Source organism: Pseudomonas sp. Z003-0.4C(8344-21) (assembly GCF_900104975.1).
Lineage (GTDB): Bacteria > Pseudomonadota > Gammaproteobacteria > Pseudomonadales > Pseudomonadaceae > Aquipseudomonas > Aquipseudomonas granadensis.
On the sequence record NZ_LT629756.1, the window covers coordinates 389,525 to 413,499 of the forward strand.

Here is a 23,975-nt window from a genome sequence, read left to right on the forward strand (position 1 = left end):
AAACACCCCGCTTTTGCCCCGACAAAGGTCGCGGGGAGACTGGCGTCGCCCGTATCCGCGTGCCATTCTCACTCCCGTCTGCCGCAGAGTAGAGCCTGCGGCGCCTTGGGCGCTGTTCCAACGAGAACAGCACGGACATAACAACAAAAAACCGTCAAAGGGGCTTCACTAATGCGTAAACCAGAACTCGCCGCCGCCATCGCGGAAAAAGCGGACCTGACCAAAGAACAGGCCAATCGCGTCCTTAATGCCGTCCTCGAAGAAATCACCGGCGCCCTGCACCGCAAGGACAGCGTAACGCTGGTCGGCTTCGGCACCTTCCTGCAACGCCACCGCGGCGCCCGCACCGGCAAAAACCCGCAAACCGGCGAACCGGTGAAGATCAAGGCCAGCAACACCGTTGCGTTCAAGCCAGGCAAATCGTTGAAAGACAGCGTTAATCCATAATTGCGGCGAATCTCCTGAATAACGGGAGAACCGCTGAGAAAAATGGGCATTTCGATTGCGGTCGAATGCCCATTTTTTATGTCCGCCAATTTGTGGATTAAAAACACGCTACTGCCAAACGCATTAATAAGAGCCGGGCTTCGATTAGCGTTGCGGCTTTGCAAACAGTCGGCGATTAAAAATTTTTAATAAATGCTAGCAATATGATGGCAATTTTAATCATCTTTTGTTGTCGCGCCGCGATGCGTTGAAACAATACCGAAGTCTTTCGGAATCATCCTACATCCGGATTTTTCAAAACCGGTCATGCTCCGGGCCGTCTTCGCCAGTGCACACGGGGTGTTGCGGATTTTTGAAAACGGACGCTCTGGATCGCGGTTTTCAGGCCGGTGTTGCGACGATGCACAAGCGAAGGGGGTATCGGGGATACCCTGACAGGATATAAGGAAACCTCCTACAACAAACAAAGAACACTTCGTCTTGTTGTTTAATCAGATGCTTGCTAGTGGCCATCATTGTGATTACGATGCGCCCACTTGAAAGAGCACATCTCAATTGGATGAGTCGCTGAACTGCTCTTCGATACTGTCCCGCGTGGCTGACACTCTATTTGCCCGCACGACTGTAATCCTTAATAAAGGCCATGGATGTCCTACTCAAGCAAACTTTCCGCCCATTACCTCGAACTCGCAAAAGTCTCTGTTTCAAAAGAGAATTTCGCGGGCGAAGACGTTCGTTTCTCGAGCGAATTCGAGGCGCTGGAAAGCGAGCTGGCCAAAGCCTCGTCGATGCACGAAAGCGGGCAGATCGACTGGCTGAAAATCCGTGAAAACAGCGAAAACCTGCTGCGTACCCAATCCAAGGATTTGCGTGTCGGCGCCTGGCTGACCTGGTCGTTGTACCAGCGTGAATCCTTCCCCGGCCTGCTGGCCGGCCTCGGTCTGCTGCACCATTTGTCGGAAAACAACTGGGCCGACGTCCACCCGCTGAAACCGCGCACTCGTGCCGCCGCCATTGGCTGGCTGGTGCCGCGTCTCGAGCAGGTCATTACCGAAAACATTGCGATCAAAGAGCAGTTGCCGATGTTCCGGCAGCTCTCCGAGCACCTGGCCGGTCTCGAGGCCGCCTGCACTGAACATCTGGGCGATGACGCGCCGCTGTTGCTGCCGATCTCCCGTCGCCTGAAAACCATGATCCAGCGCGCTGCCGACAACCAGCCGGCCCCCGGCGTGGTCGGCGCGGCGGTAGCGCAGGTCAAACAGGCCGCGACCCAGCTGCTCACTCCCGGCGCGCCGATCGACAACGAGCGCGATGCGCACAAAGCCCTGCGCGCTCAACAGGAAAGCGCCCGGCCGTTGTGCGCCTGGTGGCTGAAACAGAAAGCCACCGACCTGCGCGCGTTGCGCCTCAACCGCACCTTGCTGTGGATGACCATCGACGCGGTGCCCGAGCGCAACGCCGAGCAGATCACCGTATTGCGCGGTCTGCCGCTGGAAAAACTCAAGCTCTATCAGGACCGTTTCGATCAGGGCAAATACGCCGACCTGCTGGTGGAACTGGAGGCGAGCCTGGCGAAGGCGCCGTTCTGGTTCGATGGCCAGAGGATGGTCTGGGAATGTCTCCAGAACCTCAACGCCGAATTGGCCATGCGCGAAGTGGAAATCCACTTCGCGCTTTTGGTTCAACGGCTGCCGGGCATTGTCGAGTTGCGCTTCCATGACGGCGCGCCGTTCGCCGATCCGTCTACTCGCGCGTGGATCGCCGCCAACGTCATGCCGCACCTGCAAAGCGCCAGTGCGCCGCGCAAGGTCGAGAGCGAAAACGTCGAAACCCAGCCCGCCTGGGAGAAAGCGCTCGAGGAAGTCCTGCCACTGCTGCGCAAGGAAGGCCTCAAGCCGGCCGTGCAGATTCTCAAGCAGGGTCTGCAATCGGCCCATGGCGGGCGCGAACGGTTTTTTTGGCAGTTCGCCCTCGCGCGGCTGTGCTTCATGGCCAAGAAATATGAACTGGCCAAGAACCAGCTCGAAACCCTCGATCAGACATTACAGGACTCAGGCCTGCACGCCTGGGAGCCCGATCTTGCATTGGAAGTGCTGCACCTGCTGCACAGTTGCTGCGAGTTGTTGCCGCAGAACCATGCCGTACGTGAACGCAAGGAAGAGATTTATCGCAGGCTGTGCCACCTCGACCTCGAAGTGGTACTCGAATAGGCCCCAGGGCCACAACCGCAAGGAGAAAAGCCATGGCCAAAGAAGGCTCGGTAGCCCCCAAGGAACGCATCAACGTCACCTTCAAACCCGCCACCGGCGGTGCTCAGGAAGAGATTGAACTGCCGCTGAAACTGCTGGCAATCGGTGACTACACCCACCGCAAGGACGATCGCAAAATCGAAGATCGCAAGCCGATCAGCATCGACAAGATGACCTTCGATGAAGTGTTGGCCAAGCAAGAACTGGGTCTGACGCTGAGCGTGCCGAACCGTCTGCAGGAAGATGGCGAGGCCGACGAGCTGGCTGTGCAACTGCGCGTCAATTCGATGAAGGACTTCAACCCGGCCAGCCTGGTCGAGCAAGTGCCTGAGCTGAAAAAACTGATGGAACTGCGCGATGCGCTGGTGGCCCTCAAAGGCCCGCTGGGTAACGCGCCTGCGTTCCGTAAAGCGATCGAAGGCGTGCTCGCCGACGACGAATCCCGTGGTCGCGTACTCGGTGAGCTGGGCCTGAACGCCGCAGCCCCGGACGCCTGAGACTCTTGCCAAGGAAGCCAACACAATGAGCACTAGCGCAGCACAAGAGAAGAGCGCCGCCAGCGGCGAATACAGCATTCTCGACAGCATCATCGCCGAAACCCGTCTGACTCCGGACGACGAAGCCTATGACATCGCCAAGCGTGGCGTGTCGGCGTTTATCGAAGAACTGCTCAAGCCGCAGAACAACGGTGAGCCGGTCAAGAAGGCCATGGTTGACCGCATGATCGCCGAGATCGATGCCAAGCTCAGCCGTCAGATGGACGAAATCCTGCACCACCCGGACTTCCAGGCGCTGGAATCGTCGTGGCGTGGCCTGCAGTTGCTGGTCGACCGCACCAACTTCCGCGAAAACATCAAGATCGAAATCCTCAACGTCTCCAAAGAAGACCTGCTGGACGATTTCGAAGATTCGCCGGAAGTCATGCAGTCGGGCCTGTACAAGCACATCTACACCGCTGAATACGGCCAGTTCGGTGGTCAGCCTGTGGGCGCGATCATCGCCAACTACTACATGTCGCCAAGCTCGCCAGACGTCAAGCTGATGCAGTACGTGGCCAGCGTTTCGTGCATGTCTCACGCGCCGTTCATCGCTGCCGCCGGCCCGAAATTCTTCGGCCTGGAAAGCTTCACCGGCCTGCCGGATCTGAAAGATCTGAAAGACCACTTCGAAGGCCCGCAATTCGCCAAATGGCAGAGCTTCCGTACCTCGGAAGACTCCCGCTACGTTGGCCTGACCGTGCCGCGTTTCCTGCTGCGCAACCCGTACGACCCGGAAGAAAACCCGGTCAAATCGTTCGTCTACAAGGAAACCGTTGCCAACAGCCACGAGCACTACCTGTGGGGCAACACCGCGTACGCGTTCGGCACCAAGCTGACCGACAGCTTCGCCAAATTCCGCTGGTGCCCGAACATCATCGGCCCGCAGAGCGGTGGTGCGGTTGAAGACCTGCCGTTGCACCACTTCGAAAGCATGGGCGAAATCGAAACCAAGATTCCTACCGAGGTTCTGGTATCCGACCGTCGTGAATACGAACTGGCCGAGGAAGGCTTCATTTCCCTGACCATGCGCAAAGGCTCCGACAACGCGGCGTTCTTCTCCGCAAGCTCGGTGCAGAAGCCGAAGTTCTTCGGCATCAGCGCAGAAGGCAAGGCGGCAGAGCTGAACTACAAGCTCGGCACCCAGCTGCCGTACATGATGATCGTCAACCGCCTGGCTCACTACTTGAAAGTGTTGCAGCGCGAGCAACTCGGTTCGTGGAAAGAACGTACCGACCTCGAGCTGGAACTGAACAAGTGGATCCGTCAGTACGTCGCCGACCAGGAAAACCCGAGCGCCGAAGTGCGTGGCCGTCGTCCGCTGCGCGCAGCGCAAGTGATCGTCAGCGACGTTGAAGGCGAGCCGGGCTGGTACCGCGTGAGCTTGAACGTGCGTCCGCACTTCAAGTACATGGGTGCCGATTTCACCCTGTCGCTGGTTGGCAAGCTGGACAAAGAGTAAGAGCGACTCATGGACGGATACGGCAGCCTGTTCGAACGCCTCAACGGCGACGCACAACTACGCAATGGCAAGAGCCTCGAGGCTTCTGCCATGGCGTCGGTGGCTGCCCATCTGGCCAAAATGCTCAGCACCCGGGCCGGCAGCGTGCAAACGCTGGCCGACTACGGGTTGCCCGATCTCAATGACATGCGCCTGAGCCTGCACGACTCGCTGAGTCAGGCCCGCCTGGCCATCGAAAGCTTCATCGAAGCCTACGAACCGCGTCTGAGCAACGTGCGTGTCATTTCCCTGCCGCGTGACCACGATCAGCTTCGCCTGGCCTTCAGTATCGAAGGTTTGCTGGAAGTTGAAGGGTTCAAGCGTCAGGTCAGTTTTTCCGCGCGCCTGGATGGCAGCGGTCAAGTCAAGGTCACCTAAGGAGATCCCCGATGTCTGGCAAACCCGCAGCACGCGTATCCGACCCCACCGCTTGCCCGCTCCCCGGCCACGGCACCAACCCGATCGCCGCCGGTTCCGGCGACGTGTTCTTCGACGGCCTCGCGGCCGCCCGCCAAGGCGATGCCTCGGCGTGTGGTGGTGCGTTGGTCGGCGATCTTGCCACTACCGTGTTGATCAACGGAAAACCGGCTGCCACGGTCGGTTCGGTTGGATCTCATGGCAATAAAGTAACGGCTGGATCGGGGACGGTGATTATCGGCAATTCGCATTCGCCGGCGCCGTTTGTGCCGCCGTTGCCGGTAGAGATCAAATGGCCGTTTAACGAGCACTACGTCATCAATTGTCAGGACTCTGGGAAGCCACTGGCGGGAGTGGCATACAGCTTCAAAACAGCCTCGGGGAAAGTTATCAGTGGGGTCACGGGAGCCGACGGGAAGACGCAAAAAATCTCGTCCTCTATAGCGGAGTCCTATGAGTTGACTATTGAACAGCAATCTGAAGTCGTAATTGGATAAAAGGATTTTGTTATGGCGGATACGAAAATAGCATCAAGTCTGACGCCGGCCAGTAACCAAACTGGTAAGTCTGCAGCTGTCCGTCAATTCAAAATCACAGACATACCTGATGCGATGGATAAGATGAAATGGCCAGTTGCTGCGAAGCTTATGCGCCACTGGTTTGATGGCGCGCCATGGCCAACCGCCGATGGTGCGATGAGTAAAGAGGTCAAAGACCATATTGCTCTTGCTGACATCGCCTACGTGAATGACACTATCGTAAAAATGGACTGGTTGATGCAGTTTGAACCTGCGAAAGCTGTCATTGAAGAGCTCAAGTCTGCTTGGGATAATACTGCAGGTCGTAATAATATAAGCAAGAAGATTAAAGATAAGTATCTTGGCTCGGCGCCGGGTGTCTATCCTTTTAAGTTTGCGAGCGCTAGGAAGGTTGAAGAGTTTGGATACAGTAATAATCGAGCAGTTAAATTTGGCCTGATAGAGAAAACTGATGAGTTGCGAGCTGCGCTGGCAAACTTTAATGTCCGCGTATTTCCAGAAGGAAAACTGGTGATTTCCGTAGATAGCATTCAGCTGTTTGTGGAGCGAATTGGGTTTTATGCTGAGGACGCGTATGACTTCAATGACTCACCGGATGACAATTTCAGTCAGCCATTGGGGTTCTGGAACTTTGATGGTATAGCCAACCCTGCCTATGCGGCCACCGCAAATGCCGGTGCAGCGCAGATGAAGTCAGACATCGCTTCAAACCCCTATATCAGTGCGGAAGATTCTCAGGCGATGTTTAGGGAAATAGAGAGCTCGCGTTATTTCTATATTACAAATTCTCACTTTGTAAAATATCGGATGGAATTTAAAAAAGGCGGTGATTTCCAGGTTCTGTCTGATGTTCAATATCAAAACGTTCCCGCGACAGTTATTAATGTTTGGAATAAATGATGCGCATTTTTGCTCATGTACAATCCGCTGTCGAACTGGGTGTGGCGAAAAAATGACTACGCTTAAAAAGAAATGGCTAGTGCCTATCAGTTTGCTCTTGGTGTTTATTGCGTCGCTCGTTTATTGCTTGAACGCAATGCTGGACTATCCTGCAAGTACAACTACAGCTAGTCCCTCGGGCCGCTACACAATTGAGAATGTACGTGTCGGCAGGATCTTCATGCTTGGTGGTATGGCGTATTTAAGAGTTATCGATACAAAAGAGCCAGGAAAGATATATCGAACCCCGCTGTATGATACTCAGTCATTGGACATGCGTACATTTGAAGATGATGCTGAGGTTGGAATTACTTGGATCGCCTTCGAAAAGAAAGATAAGGCTTTTGTAATTTCCATGCCGCAATGGGAAGAAAGCTGGCTGAATATTTTCATCAGTAATACACCCTACGAGATTCTGGAAAACTGATAGCAGTATGAACAGCTACGTCCGTCTCGCCCTATGTTTATTAACCCACGCCCTCGGATGCGTGGCTTATGCATTTTTGAATTACGCGGTTGTGCATGCTTACAAGCTTTTTAACGGCGGATTTACCTCCCATGGCGTCGCCATCGGCATTGCGACTTACGCACTGTTTTACATTTTTCTGAGCGTCAATCTGATCGTTGCGCTGACTCCAAATCTGGTTGCCAAGCTGGTCATCCTTTTTCTGATGGTGGGCTTCATCCTGCTCTGGATGCTACCCGACAACCCGTTAAGAGCCCTGTTCTACGGCGTGGCCCAAGGTTGCGTCACGTTGCTGGCGATCCTCACCACTCAAGTCATCGAGTTGCGCTGGGCTTTGCGAAACATCACAGGTCGCATTCAGCCAAGTCGGCCTGCAGGTGCCATCCAATGACCAAGTCGGGCGTCGAACGTAATCCACAGGTCGGTATTTCCATGAGCTCCACTACCAGGCAGGTACCCCGTGTCCTTTAACCACTACTACCAAAGCGAACTCACCGCACTGCGCCAGCTCGGTCGCCGTTTCGCCGAGCGTAGTCCGGCGCTGGCGCCGTATCTGGGGCAGGCCGGGCGGGATCCGGATGTGGAGCGGTTGCTCGAAGGCTTTGCGTTCCTGACCGGGCGCCTGCGCCAGAAGCTCGATGACGAGTTGCCGGAACTCAGCCACTCGCTGATGCAGCTGCTGTGGCCGAATTACATGCGCCCGCTGCCGGCGTTCAGCATTTTGCAGTTCGACCCGCTCAAGCGTTCCGGGCCGGCGCTGCTGGTCGAGCGCGATACACCGATCGAAAGCAAGCCGATCGAAGACGTGCGCTGCCGTTTCCGCACCTGCTACCCGACCGAAGTGCTGCCGCTGGATCTGGCGGCGCTGAATTATTCGGTGAAGGGCGATGGCTCGCTGCTCAGTCTGCGCCTGGAGATGAGTGCCGACGGCCACCTCGGCGAGCTGGAACTGAGCAAACTGCGCCTGCACTTTGCCGGTGAGCGCTACATCAGCCAGATGCTGTACCTGAGCCTGCTGCGCAACCTCGACGGCATCGAGCTGATCCCGCTCGACGGCGCCGGCAAGCCGATCGATGGTGTCAGCGGCAAGCCGATGGCGTTCAAGATTCCCGGCGACCGGGTCAAACCGGTGGGCTTTGCCGAAGAAGAAGCGTTGATCCCTTATCCGCTGAACACCTTCCGTGGCTATCGCTACCTGCAGGAATACTTCGCCTTCCAGGACAAATTCCTCTTCGTCGACGTCAATGGCCTCGACATTCTCAAGGCGCTGCCGGAAGACACGCTCAAGCAGATGCGCGGCCTCGAACTGCGTTTTGATATTCGCAAGAGCGGCATCATGCGCATGCGTCCGACGCTGGATAACGTCAAGTTGTTCTGCACGCCGATTGCCAACCTGTTTGCCCACGATGCACTGCCGATCCGTCTCGACGGCAAGCAGGACGAATACCTGCTGCTGCCGGCGGAATACGACCTGGAAAACTGCGGTGTGTTCTCGGTGGAAACCGTGACCGGCTGGAAGCCCGGCGGCCTCGGTTATCAGGAGTACGTGCCGTTCGAATCGTTCGAGCACGACCCGAGTTTCGACGTGCCCAACAGCCGCCCGCATTACAGCATCCGCCAGCGTTCGTCCTTGCTGCACGACGGCCTCGACACCTACCTGAGCTTCGGCATCCGCCACACCGAAGCCCACGAAACCCTGTCGATCGAGCTGATGTGCACCAACCAGAACCTGCCGAAAAAGCTCAAGCTCGGCGACATCTGCATGGCCTGCGAAGAGACGCCGGAGTTCTTGAGTTTCCGCAACATCACCCCGGCCACCCCGAGTTTCGCGCCGCCACTGAATCGCGACTTCCTGTGGAAGCTGATCAGCAACATGTCGCTTAACTATCTGTCGCTGGCCGACGTCAATGCGTTGAAGGTGATTCTGGAAACCTACGACTTGCCGCGCTACTACGACCAGCACGCAGAGAAGGTCAGCAAACGCCTGCTCGGCGGCCTCAAGCACATCAAACATCACCACGTCGACCGCTTGCATCGCGGCCTGCCGGTGCGCGGCTTGCGCACCGAACTGACCATCGACCCGGAAGGCTATATCGGCGAAGGCGACCTGTTCGTTTTCGCTTCGGTTCTCAACGAGTTTTTCGCGCTTTACGCCAGTCTCAATTCATTCCATGAGCTGCGGGTAAAAAGCACACAGGGAGAGGTGTACCAATGGACACCACGTATGGGCCTGCAGCCCCTGCTCTAAGCGGGCTGACCAAGGTAATACGCGAGTACTCGCTGTTTCAGGCCGTGCTGCTGGTGATCGACCGGCTGCGCGAGGCCCACCCGCACCTGAGCGAAGACGATCTGTACGATCAGGTCGAGTTTCAGGCCAACCCGAGCCTGGGCTTCCCGCGCAGCGACGTCGATCGCGTCGAGTTCTTCGAAGAGCACGGCAAGATGCGCGCGCGCATGCGTTTCAACCTGATCGGTCTGGTCGGCTCCGGTTCGCCGTTGCCGGCGTTCTACGGCGAGCAGGCGCTGGGCGACAGCGAGGACGGCAACCCGACACGCAATTTCCTCGACCTGTTCCACCATCGCCTGCAACGGCTGATGCTGCCGATCTGGCGCAAGTACCGCTACCGCGCAAGCTTCCAGAGCGGCGCGGTCGATCCGTTTTCGGCGCAGTTGTTCGCGCTGATCGGCCTGGGCGGCGACGAAATCCGCAAGGCCAAGGAACTGAACTGGAAACGCCTGCTGCCGTACCTCGGCCTGCTCAGTCTGCGGGCGCACTCGGCGGCGCTGATCGAAGCCGTGCTGCGTTACTACTTCAAGCACGAAGACCTGGTCATCGAGCAGTGCATCGAGCGCCGCGTGGAAATTCTTGACGAGCAGCGCAATCGTTTGGGCCGCGCCAACAGCGTGCTCGGCGAAGACCTGGTGCTCGGCGAGCACGTGCGCGACCGCAGCGGCAAATTCCGCATTCACATCACCGAACTCGACTGGCAGCGCTTCCACGAATTCCTGCCGATCGGTTTCGGTTACCAGCCGCTCTGCGCGCTGGTGCGGTTCACCCTGCGTGACCCGCTCGATTACGACATTCGCCTGGTCCTGCGCCAGGAAGAAATCCGCGAACTGCGCATCGGTGAACAGAACGCCTGTCGCCTCGGCTGGACCAGCTGGCTGGGCCGCGAGAAAGCGGACGGCGTGGTGACCCTGGGCAGCAAAATTCATTAAGGACGTGAGCCATGATCAACGTAGACCTGCAACAACTCATCCAGGCGCTGGACGCCGAAACCCGTCGTGATCTGGAGCGTTCGGCCGAGCGTTGCGTGGCCCGGGGCGGCAGCAAGATTCTCGTCGAAGACCTGCTGCTGGGCTTGCTGGAACGTCAGAACGGCTTGTTGTCGCGCGCCTTGCAGGATGCCGACGTCGATGCCGGTGAGCTGAGCGCCGCGCTGCAATCGCGGGTCGAGCACAGCGCTTCGCGCAACCCGGTGTTCGCTCCGGAACTGGTGCAGTGGCTGCAAGACGCACTGCTGGTGGCCAACCTTGAACTGGGCCAGACCCAGGTCGAAGATGCCGCACTGATTCTGGCTTTGCTGCGCAACCCGATGCGCTACGCGGGCAGCCGTTATCAGCCGCTGCTCGCCAAGCTGAACATCGATCGCCTGAAGGAATTTGCCCTGTCGCAACAGGAACAACCGGCGGCCAATGGCAAACCTGCCGCACAAGGCGAATCGCTGTTGCAGCGCTTCACGCACAACCTGACCCAGCAGGCCCGCGACGGCAAACTCGACCCGGTGCTGTGCCGTGACGGCGCGATCCGCCAGATGGTCGACATCCTTGCCCGTCGCCGCAAGAACAACCCGATCGTGGTCGGTGAGGCCGGTGTCGGTAAAACCGCCATCGTTGAAGGTCTGGCCTCGCGTATCGCCGCCGGTGAAGTGCCGCAGGTGCTCAAAGGCGTTGAATTACTCTCGCTGGACATGGGCCTGTTGCAGGCCGGCGCCAGCGTCAAAGGCGAATTCGAGCGTCGTTTGAAAGGCGTGATCGACGAAGTCAAAGCCTCGCCGAAACCGATCGTTCTGTTCATCGACGAAGCCCACACGCTGATCGGCGCGGGCGGCAACGCTGGCGGCTCCGACGCGGCCAACCTGCTGAAACCGGCGCTGGCCCGTGGCGAACTGCGCACCATCGCCGCGACCACCTGGGCCGAGTACAAGAAATACTTCGAGAAAGACCCGGCACTGGCCCGTCGTTTCCAGCCCGTGCAATTGCACGAACCGACCGTCAGCGAAGCAGTGACCATTCTGCGTGGCCTGGCTCAGGTCTACGAGAAGAGCCACGGCATCTACCTGCGTGATGACGCAGTGGTTTCTGCGGCCGAATTGTCCGCGCGTTATCTGGCTGGACGGCAACTGCCGGACAAAGCCGTCGACGTGCTCGACACCGCTTGCGCCCGTGTGCGCATCAGCCTCGCCGCCGCCCCGGAAAGCCTTGAGCGCCTGCGTGGCGAACTGGCTGAAGGTGGCCGTCAGCGCCAGGCCCTGCGCCGCGATGCCGAGGCCGGTCTGCTGATCGACCACGAAGCGCTGGAGGCACTGGAAGCGCGTCTGGACGAAGCCGAAAGCGAGATGGTCGCGCTGGAAACCCTTTGGACCGAGCAGAAAGCATTGGCCGAGCGCCTGCTTGAATTGCGTCAGCAACTGGCCAAGGCCCGCGAAGCTGCGGCTGTCGAGCCGACGGTCAGCGTTGAGGAGGACGCTGAAGGCACGGTGATCGAAACCCACGCTGCCGAAGTCGAAGAAGGCCAAAGCGTCGAAGCGCTGGAAGCGCAGCTGCACGAAACCCACACGGCGTTGACCGCTGCACAAGTCAAAGAGCGTCTGGTCAGCTTCGAAGTATGCCCGCGTCTGGTTGCCGAAGTGATCAGCGCCTGGACCGGCGTGCCGCTGGCGCAACTGGCCCGCGAACACAACGCCAAGGTCGCCAGTTTCGCCACCGACCTGCGCACGCGCATTCGTGGTCAGGAACAAGCCGTGCACGCGCTGGATCGCTCGATGCGCGCCACTGCTGCCGGTCTGAACAAGCCTGACGCACCGGTCGGCGTGTTCCTGCTGGTCGGCCCGAGCGGCGTCGGCAAGACCGAAACCGCGCTGGCCCTGGCCGACCTGCTGTATGGCGGCGACCGTTTCATCACCACCATCAACATGTCCGAATTTCAGGAGAAGCACACCGTTTCGCGCCTGATCGGCGCGCCACCGGGCTACGTCGGTTACGGCGAGGGCGGCATGCTCACCGAAGCGGTGCGGCAGAAACCGTATTCGGTGGTGCTGCTCGATGAAGTCGAAAAGGCTGATCCGGACGTGCTCAACCTGTTCTATCAGATCTTCGACAAAGGCGTGGCCAACGACGGCGAAGGTCGCGAGATCGACTTCCGCAACACGTTGATCCTGATGACTTCGAACCTGGGCAGCGACAAGATCAGCGACCTCTGCGAAAACGGTGCGCGGCCAACCGCGGAAGTCCTCGAAGAAACCATTCGCCCGGTGCTCAGCAAACACTTCAAACCGGCACTGCTGGCGCGGATGAAAGTGGTGCCTTACTACCCGGTCGGCGGCCCGGTGCTGCGCGAGCTGATCGAAATCAAACTCGGTCGTCTGGGCGAGCGCCTGAATCGTCGTCAGCTGGATTTCACTTGGTGCCAGAACCTCGTCGATCACCTGTCCGAGCGCTGCACGCAAAGCGAAAGCGGCGCGCGCCTGATCGACCATCTGCTCGACCAGCACGTATTGCCGCTGGTGGCCGATCGTCTGCTCGATGCGATGGCCACGGGTGAAAGCCTCAAGCGCGTGCACGCCACGCTCGACGGCGACGCCAGCGTGACGTGCGAGTTCGCCTGAGGTGGGTGTGATGTTCACTCGAGTGCCGCAGCCACTGGTCTACGCCGAAGCGTTGCTGGCGCAGTTCGCCAGTCTGTCGCGGGCGGCGGACGGTGCTGCGCTGCTGGGTGACTTCGTGCGCGGGCTGGCCGAGCTGAGCGGTTGCGAACTGACGCAGCTGTACCTGCTCGACGCCACCCACACTTGCCTGGGGATGAACGCCGAATGCCTCGACGGGGCGCTGCAGCCGCGCCAGGCGGCGAGCTTGCCGGCCGATTACAACGGTGAACAGCTGCTGCAGTTCGCCCTGTGCCAGAACCGCGTGGTGTGCCTCGACGATTTGAGCGGCAGTTTGCACGAGACCAGTTTTCTGCCGGCGACCACGAGCGCCTGGCAGTCGTTGCTGTGCGTGCCGCTGGTCAACAGCCATAAGGCGGTTGAAGGCTTGTTGCTCTGCGCCAGCCGTCGCCGCACCGACTTGCAGGGCTTTGCCGATTCCCTCGGTCAGCTCGGTTCGTTCGTGCTCGGCCAGTTGCATTTGCTGCAACGTCTGCGTCAGCCATCGGCGGAATCGGCCACGGCGGTGCGCAGCGTACCGAGCATCAGCGGCTACGGCCTGATCGGCAAAAGCGCAGCGATGCGCCAGACCCATTCGCTGATCAGCAAAGTCCTGCACAGCCCGTACACCGTGTTGCTGCGCGGCGAAACCGGCACTGGCAAGGAAGTGGTTGCGCGGGCGATCCACGATTGTGGCCCGCGCCGCTCCCAGGCGTTCATCGTGCAGAACTGCGCGGCGGTGCCGGAGAACCTGCTTGAAAGCGAGCTGTTCGGCTATCGCAAAGGTGCCTTCACCGGTGCCGATCGCGACCGCGCCGGTCTGTTCGATGCGGCCAATGGCGGCACGCTGCTGCTCGACGAAATCGGCGACATGCCGCTGTCGTTGCAGGCGAAGATTCTGCGCGTGTTGCAGGAAGGCGAGATTCGTCCGCTGGGTTCGAACGACACGCACAAGATCGACGTGCGCATCATCGCTGCGACGCACCGCGATCTGGCGGCGCTGGTCGGCGAGGGCAAGTTTCGCGAGGACCTGTATTACCGCCTCGCGCAATTTCCGATCGAGTTGCCAGCCCTGCGGCAGCGCGAGGGCGACATCCTCGAACTGGCGCAACACTTCGCGGAAAAAACCTGTGCCTACCTGCAGCGTGATCCGGTGCGCTGGTCGAGCGCGGCGCTGGAACACCTGTCGGGTTACACCTTCCCCGGTAACGTACGCGAACTCAAAGCGTTGGTTGAACGTGCCGTGCTGCTGTGCGAAGGCGGCGAACTGCTCGCCGAGCATTTTGCACTGCGCATGGAGCCGGTCCTCGAGGACAACAGCCACCTGAATCTGCGCGAACGCCTGGAGCAGGTCGAGCGCACCTTGCTGCTCGATTGCTTGCGCAAGAACGACGGCAACCAGACTCTCGCCGCCCGCGAACTGGGGCTGCCGCGGCGCACGCTGCTGTATCGGCTCGGCCGTCTGAACATCAATCTGGGGGATTTCGATGGCTAGGCAAAAACGCATCGATCCGCCCCGAAAAATCTATTTCAGCGCCGCCCGCAAGGGTCGGCGCTTTGTGCTTTGTCTACACCTGGAGACCCTCTGATGTCTGTTCGTCACTGGCACGCTGTCCTGCTGACCCTCGTCGTTCTATGCGGCCTTGGCGGCTGTAGCGGCAATTACAAATTCAACGACAACGACTATCGCCCGTTGGGTGATCCGCAAGCGGTCAATCGCGGCAAGTGACCGCAAGGAGCATCAAACATGGAATTGGTTTTCGAAATGCTGAACACCAAGCAGTTCGTGCCCACCGAATTGTGCCAGCGGACCTTCAAACAGGCCGGCGGCGTGATCGGGCGGGGCGAGGACTGCGACTGGATCATCCCTGACCGCAAGCGTCACCTGTCCAATCACCACGCGATTGTCAGCTACCGCGATGGCTCGTTTTTCCTGACCGACACCAGCAGCAACGGTGTCCAGGACGGCAGCAGCCACGCGCGCCTGCACAAGGGCGAGCCGGTGCGCATCGAGCACGGCAGCACCTACATTCTCGGCGACTTCGAGATTCGCGCGCGGCTGGTGCGCGACCCGGCGACCTTCGACGGTGAAGTCGGCCGTCCACGTGCTGCCGGCAGCATCATTCCGGACGACGCGTTCCTCGACCTCGATCCGCTCAATGCGCTTGAACAGCAAGAGCGCGTGTACTCGGAAATCGACGAGCTGCTGGCGCCCACGGCCAAACCGGAAGATTCGCGTCAGCGTGCCGACTACGCGCGCATCGACATGGAAAGCCTGCTGGTTCCGGAGCTGATTGCCGCGCCGGTCGAACCCGAGCCCGCTCCGGCCCCGAAAGCCGTCGAGCGTCAGACCGACGGTTTCTGGGAGCATTTCGGCGCTGCGCTGGGTGTCGACGTCAAAGGCCTCAGCCACGACGAACGCGAGGCCATGGCGATCAATGCGGCGCGCCTGTTGCGCCAGAGCGTCGGCGGTTTGCAGCAGAGCCTGCGCACCCGCTCGGAGCTGAAAAACGAATTGCGTCTGGCCCAGACCACCGTGCAAGGCACCAACAAGAACCCGCTGAAATTCGCCGTTGACCCGAGCGAAGCGCTGGAGATTCTGTTGCAGCCGAGCAAGCCCGGGCAACTGCCGGCCGAACAGGCGATCTCCCGTGCGTTCCGTGATTTGCAGGCGCATCAAGTGGCCTTGCTCACCGCCAGCCGCGCCGCTGTGCGCGGCACGCTGGAGCACTTCTCGCCGGAGCAGCTGACCCTGCGTTTCGAACGCGACAACAAGCCACTGATCGCCACGTCGGGCGGGCGCTGGAGAGCGTTCGGTCGTTATCACCAGGCGCTGCGTCAGGACGATGACTGGAGCGAGCGCCTGCTGGCCCGCGACTTTGCTCAAGCCTACGAAGAACAGATCCGCCTGATTTCCACCCTTCACACCGACCACCAAGGATGATGCGCATGTCTCGCCGCTCGACCGCTTTTTTCCAGACGCTGACTGCGCTCACTCTGCTGGTGCTGCTCGCCGGTTGCTCGTCGCTGTCGCCGTACTCGAAAGTGACCAAGATCAACCTGAAACTCACCGGCAGCGATCAGCTCAACCCGGATCTCAACGGGCGGCCGTCGCCGATCGTCGTGCGCCTGTTCGAACTCAAGCACCCGGTGACCTTCGAGAACGCTGATTTCTTCAGCCTCTACGAACGCGCCAAGGAAGCCCTCAACCCGGATCTGGTCGCCAGCGAAGAACTGGAACTGCGCCCGGGTGAAACCGTGGAGATGAAGCTCAAGGTGGAAGAGGGCAGCCTTTATGTTGGCGTTCTCGCCGCTTACCGCGACTTGCCGGACACCCAATGGCGCCACACGGTTCAGATCACGCCGCTGGAAGTCACCGAAGTCGATCTGACGCTGGACCAGACCGGCATCCGTAACACCCATCAAGTGCTCGCCAAGGCGGATGACTGAACATGAATACCCATAAAGTCATTTGGCAGGAAGGCATGCTGCTGCGTCCGCAGCACTTCCAGCACAACGATCGCTATTACGATCACCAGATGAAAACCCGCACGCAATTGCTCGGTGGCTACACCTGGGGTTTTCTCAATCTGGAAATCGACCTGCAGTTCCTCAACATGGGCAAACTGGTGATCAGTGAAGCCTCGGGGATCCTGCCGGACGGCAGCCTGTTCGAACTCGGTGGCAACACCGAACCGCTGGCGCTGGACGTGCCGCCGAACACCGGCAACACGCCGATCTATCTGGCACTGCCGCTGGTTACCGGCAACCACATCGAGGCCCGTCGCCCGGAGCAGTCCGACGTGCTCGCGCGCTACACCGCGTACGACGCCGAAGTTGCCGACTCCAACGCTGGCGACGATTCGGCCAGTCAGGTCAGCTGCGGTCGCCCGGACTTCAAACTGTTGCTCGGCGAGCAGCAGAGCGATCAGGCCTACGTGAAGCTGAAGATCTGCGACGTGCTCGACACCACGCCCGACGGCGTGATCAGCCTCGATCCGGACTTCGTGCCGACCTACATTCAGGCTCACGCGTCGAGCTATCTGCTGTCTTGCCTGAAAGAAGTCATCAGCATGCTCAGCCACCGTGGCGACACCATTGCCGAGCGGATTCGCTCCAACGGCAAGGTCGGCGGCGCCGAGGTCGGCGACTTCATGATGCTGCAACTGATCAACCGCACCGAACTGCTGCTGCGCCACTATCTGGGGCTGGAGCAGGTGCACCCGGAGGAGTTGTACCGCACGCTGCTGACCATGCTCGGCGATCTGGCGACCTTCTCCGGCGAGAGCAAACGCCCGCGTCTGGACAGCCGCTATTCCCACGCCGATCAGGGCGCGAGCTTCCGCAAACTGATGGAAGCGATTCGTCAGGTGCTGTCGATGGTGCTTGAACAGCACGCCATCGAACTGATCCTGCAAGCGCGTCAGTACGGCATCATCGTTTCGCCGTTGCACGACCACAAACTGCTCGGCTCGGCGTCGTTCGTGCTGGCAGCCAGTGCCGACTGCGACTCCGAAGAACTGCGCCAGCGTCTGCCGGCGCACCTCAAGGTCGGCCCGGTGGAGCGCATTCGCCAACTGGTCAACCTGCACCTGCCGGGCATCAAGGTCAAACCGTTGCCGGTGGCCCCGCGGCAGATCGCGTTCCACTCCAACAAAACCTATTTCATTCTCGAACTCAGTTCCGAAGACCTGGCACAACTGGAGCGCTCCGGCGGTTTCGCGTTCCACGTGTCCGGCGAATTCGCCAATCTTGAACTGAAATTCTGGGCCATCAGGAACTGACCGACATGATCAAGGAAACGGATTACAGCCAGGACGACAAAACCGTCCTGCTCGATCGCCAGGGCCACGGACCGGCGTCGAGTCCATTGACCGACTTCGCCGCGCCGCCGCGTTTCGAGCAACTGGAAGAACGCATGATCTACGCCGCGCGCCTGCGTCCGGCCGAGGCATTCAACATCAGCCTCAACTCGCTGGTCGCGGCCTCGTCGGAACTGCTCTCGGAAGTGGTGCGTCTCAAGCACAGCGAAACCCGCGAAGACCTGTACGCGCTCAACGAGCGCCTGACCGCCGGGCTCAAGCTGTTCGAAGTGCGCGCCCTGCACAACGGCGCCGAAAGCAGCCAGGTGATGGCCGCGCGTTACGTGCTTTGCACCGTGGTCGACGAAGCTGTCGTGACCACGCCGTGGGGCAACGAAAGCGAGTGGTCGCAGATGAGTTTGCTCAGCAGCTTCCACAACGAAACCTTCGGCGGTGAGAAGTTTTTCCAGCTGCTCGATCGGCTGTCGAAAAACCCGGTCAAGCACCTGCCGATGCTGGAACTGATGTACCTGTGCCTGTCCCTCGGTTTCGAGGGCAAGTACCGCGTGCAGGCGCGCGGCATGCTCGAACTCGAAGGCATCCGCGATGCCTTGTACCGACAGATCCGTCAGTTGCGTGGCGACGTGCCGCGCGAGCTGTCGCCGCACTGGGAAGGCCTCAACGACCAGCGCCGCAACCTGGTGCGCATCGTGCCGGCGTGGATGGTGGTGCTGTTCACGCTGGTCTGCCTGGTGGTGATGTACTCGGGCTTCGCCTGGGTCCTGGGCGAGCAGCGCGACACCGTTCTGCAACCTTATCAGCCGCTTGATCCGGCCGCGGTGCAACCGCAGTCGCAGCCGTAAACAGGGACGTGTGATGAAAAAGTTTTTCAAGAAAGTCGGCGCCTTCCTGCGCCAGACCTGGGTCTGGACCTTGCTGCTGGTGCTGTTTTTGGCGCTGCTGGTGTGGTTCGCCGGTCCATTGTTGGCGGTTGATGATTACAAGTTCTGGGAAAGCCCGACCTCGCGTCTGCTGACCATCGCCGTGCTGTTCCTGATCTGGGGCCTGACCATGGTCTTCGTCAGCTGGCGCGCCGGGATTCGCAAGAAAGCCGAGGAAGCCAGCGAAGACGGCCAGGACCGCATTCGCCGCGAAGAGCTGATCGACGAAGAGCAGAAAGAGTTGAAGGCGCGCTTCAAGGACGCGCTGAAAACCCTGAAGACCTCGAGCCTGTATCGCGGCCGCAGCGAGCGCTGGCGCAGTGACTTGCCGTGGTACCTGCTGATCGGTCCGCAGGCCTCTGGCAAGACCAGCCTGCTGGACTTTTCCGGTCTGGAATTCCCGATCAACAAGATCGACCGCAAGCTGACCCGCGACACCCTCGGCACCCGTCACTGCGACTGGTATTTTGCCGATCACGGCGTGCTGATCGATACCGCCGGGCGCTACATGACCCAGCCCGACGCCGAAGTCGACGGCAACGCCTGGACCACCCTGCTGGAGCTGCTGCGCAAGCGTCGCCGCGGTCGCCCGTTGAACGGCGTGCTGGTGACCATCCCGGTGGAAACCCTGCTCGGCGGCAGTGAGCAGGATATCGATACGCTGGCCCGTCAGGTTCGCGGCCGTCTGCAAGACGTGCATCAGAAACTGCACGTCGACGTACCGGTGTATCTGGTTCTAAGCAAGGCCGACAAGCTGCTCGGCTTCGACGAGTTCTTCGACCAACTGACCCGCGAAGAAAGCGATCAGGTCCTCGGTACCAGTTTCCGCAAGGATCAGGTCGGCACCGACGTGGCAGTGCTGCGCAACGAGTTCGAAGAGCTGCTGCGTCGTCTCAACAGCCAAGTAATCATGCGCATGCACTCCGAGCGCGATACCCAGCGCCGTGGCCGCATCCTCGACTTCCCGCATCAACTCGGGCAGATCGGCGAGCGCCTGTGCCTGTTCGTCGACATGGCGTTCACCGGCAACCGTTACCAGCGGGCCACGCAACTGCGCGGTTTCTACCTGACCAGCGCGCCGCACCTGACCCAGGAAATGGATTCGACCACCGCCGGCATCGGCGCCAGCCTCGGCATGAACGCCGGTGTGCTGCCGACCCTGCGCAGCGGCCGTTCGCGGTTCATTCATCACCTGTTCAGCCAGGTGATTTTCCCCGAAGCCGATCTGGCCGGTCTCGACAAGCGCGAGCGCAGCCGCATCCATTGGGGTCAACGTGCGCTGTACGTCGGCGCACTGGCGGCGCTGGCCCTGTTCGGCATGCTCTGGGCGGGTGGTTTCTCGGCCAACTATGAGCGCCTGGAAAACCTGCGCACGCTGGCGCAGAACTGGACCCAGCAACGTTCGGCGCTGTCGCCACGCGATGACGCCATGGGCGTGCTGAAAACCCTCGATACCAGCTATGCCGCGACCCAAGCGTTCCCGAAAAAGGGCGACGTGTCGTACCACGAACGCGGTGGGCTGTATCAGGGCGAAGACGTCAATCCGGTGGTCAAGCAAGCCTACGAGCATGAGCTTGAAGCGCAACTGCTGCCACGGGTAGCGACCATGCTCGAAGGGCAGATCCGCGCCAACATGAAGGACCGCGATCGCTTGCTCAACAGCCTGCGCGCGTACCTGATGCTGAACATGAAGGACCGCCGCGATGCTGTCTGGCTCAAGGACTGGATCGCCACCGACTGGTCGCAGCGCTACACCGGCAACACCGCGGTGCAGAACGGTCTGAATGCGCACCTCGATCGTTTGCTCAAGCAGCCGTTCATCTATCCGCTGAACGATCAGTTGGTGACGCAGGCGCGTCAGGTCCTGCGCAGCGAATCGCTGGCGACCGTGGTGTACCGCATGCTCCGCGAGCAGGCGCGCAACCTGCCGGACTACCGTTTCAGCCAGCACCTCGGCCCGCAAGGCTCGTTGTTCATCGGCACTGAATACGTGATTCCGGGCTTCTACACCCAGAGCGGTTATCAGCAGTACTTCTCGGTGCAGGGCTCGGCGCTGGTCACCGACATCCTGCGCGACAACTGGGTGCTGGGCGAAGGCGCGGGCATCAGCGACATGGACTTGCGTCGCCTGATGGTCGAACTGGAGCAACTGTACTTCCGCGACTACGCCAACTATTGGAGCGAAGCGGTTGGCCAGGTTGCATTGCCGCCGATCAGCGACGCCGGTGAAGGCGCCGAGCAACTGGCGGGCCTGACCTCGGCCAACTCGCCGGTGCTGGCGCTGCTCACCGAAGTGCGCGAGAACACCCGCTTCGAAGCGACGGCTGATCCGGTCGAGGAAGCCGGTGATGCGGCCGATGCGCTGGCCGACCAAAGAGGCAAGCTGGGCAAGGTCGGCAAACTGGCGTCTGCCGTGGCGGACAAGGCCTCGGCGCTGAAGGTCGCCAAGAACCTGCCGGACACCGCGAAGAAGTCGCTGCAACGCCGCTTCGAACCGTTGCACCGTTTGCTCGATGACAACAACGGCCCGGCGGCGGACCTGACCCCTGCGCTGAGCGCGCTCAACGACCTGCAGCTGCAACTGGCCGGCCTGGCCCGTTCGAGCACGCCGGAACAAGCCGCCTTCGAACTGGCGAAAACCCGCATGAGCGGCCAGCGCGATGCGCTGACCAACCTGCGCAATGCCTCTGGTCGTCTGCCGCGTCCGCTGAGCGTGTGGTTCAACGTGCTGGCCGAAGACTCGTGGCGCCTGGTGCTCAACGATGCCTATCAATACCTGAACGGCCGTTATCAGAACGAGCTGTACAGCGTGTATGGCAAAACCATCAGCAAGCGTTATCCGTTCAGCGCCACCAGCACCAGCGACGTGGCGATCAGCGACTTCCGCGAGTTCTTCAAGGCGCAAGGCATCGTTGACCGCTTCTTCGACAACTACATGCGTCCGTTCGTCAGCGGCGATCCGGGCAACTACCGCATGCGCAGCGTCGACGGTCACAGCCTGCCGGTGTCCAAGGTTTACCTTGATCAGATGGCCGCCGCCCTGACGATTCGCCAGAGCTTCTTCTCGATCAACCCGGCCGAACCGACCGTGCAGTTCAAACTGGAGCCGTACACCCTCGACCCGGCCGTGAGCCGTTCCGAGTTCAAGTTCGGCGACAAGACCATGGAATACCGCCACGGTCCGATTCTGCCGATGTCGTTCAAATGGCCGACCGACGCTGAAGACGGCCGCACCAGTCTGGTCATGGACAAAATGGCCGGGCGTCCGATCGGCATCGAGAAGAACTCCGGCCCATGGTCGCTGTTCCGTCTGTTCGACCTGATGCAGACCGAGTACATGACCGGTCGCGACGTGCTGGTATTGAAAGCCGATGTGGGTGGCCTGCGCGCCAACTACCTGCTGACCAGCCAGCGCACGCCGAACCCGTTCGACATGGGCGTGCTGCGCACCTTCCGTATGCCGGTGCAGCTCTGATGCTGGTGGCCAGTGCCTGGCGCAGCGCGGCGCGTACCGACCCGGGCAAGGTGCGGGCGCGCAACGAAGATGCCTTCCTCGACCTGCCACAGCATGGCCTGTGGGTGGTCGCGGACGGCATGGGCGGTCATCAGGGCGGCGACATCGCCAGCCAGTTGATCGTCGCCAGTCTGGCTGAACTGCCGCAACACGAGGACTTCGACGAACGCCTCAAAGCCATTCGCCAGTGCCTGCACTGGCTGAACCGGCGTTTGGGGCAAGAGTTGACGGTCACCGCCGGGCGTCACGACAGCATCATGGGCAGCACCGTCGTCGCGCTGTTGGTGGAAGGCAACCGCGCGGCCTGCATCTGGGCCGGCGACAGCCGTTGCTATATGTGGCGTGGGCAGCGTTTGTATCAGCTGTCCAAGGACCATTCGCTGCAACAGCAATTGATCGACGAGCAACAAATGAGCGTCGAACAAGCGGCAGCGCATCCGGCGGCTCAAGCCTTGACCCGAGCCGTCGGCGCCGCCGAAACACTGACCCTGGATGTGCTGGAACTTGAGGTCTATCCGGGCGATGCGTTTTTGCTCTGCAGCGATGGTTTGTATCAAGGCCTGAGCAGCGATGCCCTCGGCAACGCCCTCAGCCTCAGCGCGCCGCATGTGGCGCTGGAACGTTTGTTCGACGGCGCCCTGCGTGGCGCCGCGCGTGACAACCTGACTGCCGTGGTGGTCCGCCAATGAGTGAACTCGAATCGCCCATCGATGACCTGTTGATCAGCGAAGAGCAGGCCAACAACCTGACCTATTTCGCTTTTGCCAAAGGTAATCAGGCAGAACCGTTGCTGGCGCCAACCAAGGCCAGCATCGGCGCACTGCCGGATGTACTCGCCGGTCGCTACCACCTCGAGCGTCTGCTCGGGGCCGGTGGCATGGGCGCGGTTTACCGGGCGCGGGATCTGCTGCACGAACAGTTTGGTGATCCCGATCCTTACATCGCGCTGAAAATCCTCAGCGAAGAATTTGCCGAATCGCCGGACGCCAGTGCCTTGCTCTACAGCGAGTTCGCCCTGACCCGGCGCCTGCGCCACGACAACGTCGTGCGTGCGCACACCTTTGAAGTCGACACCGACTGCCAGCGGGCCTTCATCACCATGGAATACATGCGTGGCCTGACCCTGGACAAATTGCTCTGCGAGCGGCCCCTCGGCCTGCCGTGGAAAGAACTGCGTGACATCGTCCTGCCGCTGCTCGACACGCTGGCCTACGCCCACGGTCGCGGCGTGCTGCACGGTGACCTGAAGCCGAGCAACGTCATGCTCAGCGAAGACGGCCTGCGCCTGTTCGACTTCGGCCTCGGTCAGGCAGAGCAGGGCACCTTGCCCGGCTTGCCGCACCTGAGCCGTGAACGCTTCAACGCCTGGACCCCGGGCTACGCCGCCCCCGAACTGCTTGAGGGCCAACCACTGTCGGCCAGCGCGGACGTGTACGGCGTGGCCTGCGTGATCTATGAACTGGCGAGCGGCAAACACCCGTTCCGCCGCTTGCCCTCGACCCAGGCCCGCGACGAGCATCTGGAGCGCGAGCTGCACGCACCGAAAAATCTACCCCAACAAGGCTGGCAAGCGCTGCGAACCGCGCTGAGCTTCAACCCGGCAGAACGCACCATCACTGCCCAACAACTGCGTGACGCCTTGGGCGCCACTTCGTCCTGGCTGCAACGTCTGCGACTTCGGGCGTAACGGATGACATTCG

At 60.5% G+C, this 23,975-nt stretch carries 21 protein-coding genes; all 21 read left to right on the forward strand.

The annotated features are described in order from the left end of the window. Positions 1-171: 171 nt before the first annotated feature. The 21 genes from BLU24_RS01730 (at position 172) to BLU24_RS01830 (ending at position 23,962) form a co-directional block, all read left to right on the forward strand. On the forward strand, positions 172-447 hold the full coding sequence (locus BLU24_RS01730; RefSeq protein WP_003213368.1) for an HU family DNA-binding protein: 276 nt from the start codon (positions 172-174) through the stop codon (positions 445-447). 647 nt (positions 448-1,094) lie between these two features. After that, positions 1,095-2,657 (forward strand): type VI secretion system protein TssA, encoded by a 1,563-nt coding sequence (tssA, locus tag BLU24_RS01735; protein WP_093096821.1) that lies wholly within the window; start codon positions 1,095-1,097, stop codon positions 2,655-2,657. Between the two features lie 32 nt (positions 2,658-2,689). Next, the gene (gene tssB, locus BLU24_RS01740) at positions 2,690-3,193 is read left to right on the forward strand and encodes a type VI secretion system contractile sheath small subunit (protein ID WP_003229587.1); all 504 of its coding nucleotides are present in this window, start codon (positions 2,690-2,692) and stop codon (positions 3,191-3,193) included. Between the two features lie 25 nt (positions 3,194-3,218). Next, entirely contained in the window at positions 3,219-4,694 is a 1,476-nt protein-coding gene (gene tssC / locus BLU24_RS01745; protein ID WP_016772499.1) for a type VI secretion system contractile sheath large subunit, read from the forward strand. Between the two features lie 9 nt (positions 4,695-4,703). Continuing rightward, positions 4,704-5,111 carry a type VI secretion system baseplate subunit TssE gene (tssE, locus tag BLU24_RS01750; protein ID WP_093096826.1) on the forward strand — a complete coding sequence of 136 codons (408 nt, stop codon included), beginning with the start codon at positions 4,704-4,706 and terminating at the stop codon, positions 5,109-5,111. A gap of 11 nt (positions 5,112-5,122) precedes the next feature. After that, entirely contained in the window at positions 5,123-5,647 is a 525-nt protein-coding gene (locus BLU24_RS01755) for a PAAR domain-containing protein (RefSeq protein WP_083353839.1), read from the forward strand. A 12-nt stretch (positions 5,648-5,659) separates the two neighbouring features. Beyond that, positions 5,660-6,589: a DUF6402 family protein gene (locus BLU24_RS01760; protein ID WP_093096831.1), complete on the forward strand. Its 930-nt coding sequence runs from the start codon at positions 5,660-5,662 to the stop codon at positions 6,587-6,589. A gap of 52 nt (positions 6,590-6,641) precedes the next feature. After that, positions 6,642-7,055, forward strand: coding sequence for a hypothetical protein (locus BLU24_RS01765; protein ID WP_093096836.1), 414 nt, complete (start codon positions 6,642-6,644; stop codon positions 7,053-7,055). A 7-nt stretch (positions 7,056-7,062) separates the two neighbouring features. Further along, positions 7,063-7,485 carry a hypothetical protein gene (locus BLU24_RS01770; RefSeq protein ID WP_093096840.1) on the forward strand — a complete coding sequence of 141 codons (423 nt, stop codon included), beginning with the start codon at positions 7,063-7,065 and terminating at the stop codon, positions 7,483-7,485. Positions 7,486-7,554: 69 nt separating this feature from the next. Continuing rightward, the gene (tssF, locus tag BLU24_RS01775) at positions 7,555-9,342 is read left to right on the forward strand and encodes a type VI secretion system baseplate subunit TssF (protein ID WP_093096845.1); all 1,788 of its coding nucleotides are present in this window, start codon (positions 7,555-7,557) and stop codon (positions 9,340-9,342) included. Further along, entirely contained in the window at positions 9,306-10,313 is a 1,008-nt protein-coding gene (gene tssG / locus BLU24_RS01780; RefSeq protein ID WP_093096850.1) for a type VI secretion system baseplate subunit TssG, read from the forward strand. The genes tssF and tssG overlap by 37 nt, the downstream gene beginning before the upstream one ends. An 11-nt stretch (positions 10,314-10,324) precedes the next feature. After that, positions 10,325-12,982: a type VI secretion system ATPase TssH gene (gene tssH / locus BLU24_RS01785; RefSeq protein WP_093096855.1), complete on the forward strand. Its 2,658-nt coding sequence runs from the start codon at positions 10,325-10,327 to the stop codon at positions 12,980-12,982. 10 nt (positions 12,983-12,992) lie between these two features. Beyond that, positions 12,993-14,513, forward strand: a complete 1,521-nt coding sequence (locus BLU24_RS01790; RefSeq protein WP_093096860.1) for a sigma-54 interaction domain-containing protein — start codon at positions 12,993-12,995, stop codon at positions 14,511-14,513. 93 nt (positions 14,514-14,606) lie between these two features. Then, positions 14,607-14,747 carry a hypothetical protein gene (locus BLU24_RS01795; protein WP_003229566.1) on the forward strand — a complete coding sequence of 47 codons (141 nt, stop codon included), beginning with the start codon at positions 14,607-14,609 and terminating at the stop codon, positions 14,745-14,747. 18 nt (positions 14,748-14,765) lie between these two features. Continuing rightward, complete coding sequence (tagH, locus tag BLU24_RS01800; RefSeq protein ID WP_093096865.1) at positions 14,766-15,962, forward strand: type VI secretion system-associated FHA domain protein TagH; 1,197 nt, start codon at positions 14,766-14,768, stop codon at positions 15,960-15,962. 5 nt (positions 15,963-15,967) lie between these two features. Further along, positions 15,968-16,468 carry a type VI secretion system lipoprotein TssJ gene (gene tssJ / locus BLU24_RS01805; protein WP_090287584.1) on the forward strand — a complete coding sequence of 167 codons (501 nt, stop codon included), beginning with the start codon at positions 15,968-15,970 and terminating at the stop codon, positions 16,466-16,468. Between the two features lie 2 nt (positions 16,469-16,470). Next, positions 16,471-17,802 carry a type VI secretion system baseplate subunit TssK gene (gene tssK / locus BLU24_RS01810; protein WP_090287582.1) on the forward strand — a complete coding sequence of 444 codons (1,332 nt, stop codon included), beginning with the start codon at positions 16,471-16,473 and terminating at the stop codon, positions 17,800-17,802. 5 nt (positions 17,803-17,807) lie between these two features. Beyond that, positions 17,808-18,683, forward strand: coding sequence for a type IVB secretion system protein IcmH/DotU (gene icmH / locus BLU24_RS01815; protein WP_090287580.1), 876 nt, complete (start codon positions 17,808-17,810; stop codon positions 18,681-18,683). A gap of 13 nt (positions 18,684-18,696) precedes the next feature. Next, a complete protein-coding gene (gene tssM, locus BLU24_RS01820) occupies positions 18,697-22,236 on the forward strand; it encodes a type VI secretion system membrane subunit TssM (protein ID WP_093096870.1) in 3,540 nt (1,179 codons plus the stop codon). Beyond that, positions 22,236-22,964: a PP2C family protein-serine/threonine phosphatase gene (locus tag BLU24_RS01825; protein ID WP_093096874.1), complete on the forward strand. Its 729-nt coding sequence runs from the start codon at positions 22,236-22,238 to the stop codon at positions 22,962-22,964. The genes tssM and BLU24_RS01825 overlap by 1 nt, the downstream gene beginning before the upstream one ends. After that, positions 22,961-23,962, forward strand: a complete 1,002-nt coding sequence (locus BLU24_RS01830) for a serine/threonine-protein kinase (RefSeq protein WP_093096879.1) — start codon at positions 22,961-22,963, stop codon at positions 23,960-23,962. Before BLU24_RS01825 ends, BLU24_RS01830 begins: the two co-directional genes overlap by 4 nt. Positions 23,963-23,975: the final 13 nt, after the last annotated feature.

Bases quoted from the DNA above. Each gene is read 5' to 3' on its own strand.
- tssB (WP_003229587.1), top strand. From the start codon at position 2,690: ATGGCCAAAGAAGGCTCGGTAGCCCCCAAGGAACGCATCAACGTCACC.
- BLU24_RS01770 (WP_093096840.1), top strand. From the start codon at position 7,063: ATGAACAGCTACGTCCGTCTCGCCCTATGTTTATTAACCCACGCCCTC.
- icmH (WP_090287580.1), top strand. From the start codon at position 17,808: ATGATCAAGGAAACGGATTACAGCCAGGACGACAAAACCGTCCTGCTC.
- BLU24_RS01760 (WP_093096831.1), top strand. From the start codon at position 5,660: ATGGCGGATACGAAAATAGCATCAAGTCTGACGCCGGCCAGTAACCAA.
- tssC (WP_016772499.1), top strand. From the start codon at position 3,219: ATGAGCACTAGCGCAGCACAAGAGAAGAGCGCCGCCAGCGGCGAATAC.
- BLU24_RS01730 (WP_003213368.1), top strand. From the start codon at position 172: ATGCGTAAACCAGAACTCGCCGCCGCCATCGCGGAAAAAGCGGACCTG.
- tssJ (WP_090287584.1), top strand. From the start codon at position 15,968: ATGTCTCGCCGCTCGACCGCTTTTTTCCAGACGCTGACTGCGCTCACT.
- tssE (WP_093096826.1), top strand. From the start codon at position 4,704: ATGGACGGATACGGCAGCCTGTTCGAACGCCTCAACGGCGACGCACAA.
- tssG (WP_093096850.1), top strand. From the start codon at position 9,306: ATGGACACCACGTATGGGCCTGCAGCCCCTGCTCTAAGCGGGCTGACC.
- BLU24_RS01825 (WP_093096874.1), top strand. From the start codon at position 22,236: ATGCTGGTGGCCAGTGCCTGGCGCAGCGCGGCGCGTACCGACCCGGGC.
- BLU24_RS01790 (WP_093096860.1), top strand. From the start codon at position 12,993: ATGTTCACTCGAGTGCCGCAGCCACTGGTCTACGCCGAAGCGTTGCTG.
- BLU24_RS01765 (WP_093096836.1), top strand. From the start codon at position 6,642: ATGACTACGCTTAAAAAGAAATGGCTAGTGCCTATCAGTTTGCTCTTG.
- BLU24_RS01795 (WP_003229566.1), top strand. From the start codon at position 14,607: ATGTCTGTTCGTCACTGGCACGCTGTCCTGCTGACCCTCGTCGTTCTA.
- tssH (WP_093096855.1), top strand. From the start codon at position 10,325: ATGATCAACGTAGACCTGCAACAACTCATCCAGGCGCTGGACGCCGAA.
- tssA (WP_093096821.1), top strand. From the start codon at position 1,095: ATGTCCTACTCAAGCAAACTTTCCGCCCATTACCTCGAACTCGCAAAA.
- tssM (WP_093096870.1), top strand. From the start codon at position 18,697: ATGAAAAAGTTTTTCAAGAAAGTCGGCGCCTTCCTGCGCCAGACCTGG.
- tagH (WP_093096865.1), top strand. From the start codon at position 14,766: ATGGAATTGGTTTTCGAAATGCTGAACACCAAGCAGTTCGTGCCCACC.
- BLU24_RS01830 (WP_093096879.1), top strand. From the start codon at position 22,961: ATGAGTGAACTCGAATCGCCCATCGATGACCTGTTGATCAGCGAAGAG.
- tssK (WP_090287582.1), top strand. From the start codon at position 16,471: ATGAATACCCATAAAGTCATTTGGCAGGAAGGCATGCTGCTGCGTCCG.
- BLU24_RS01755 (WP_083353839.1), top strand. From the start codon at position 5,123: ATGTCTGGCAAACCCGCAGCACGCGTATCCGACCCCACCGCTTGCCCG.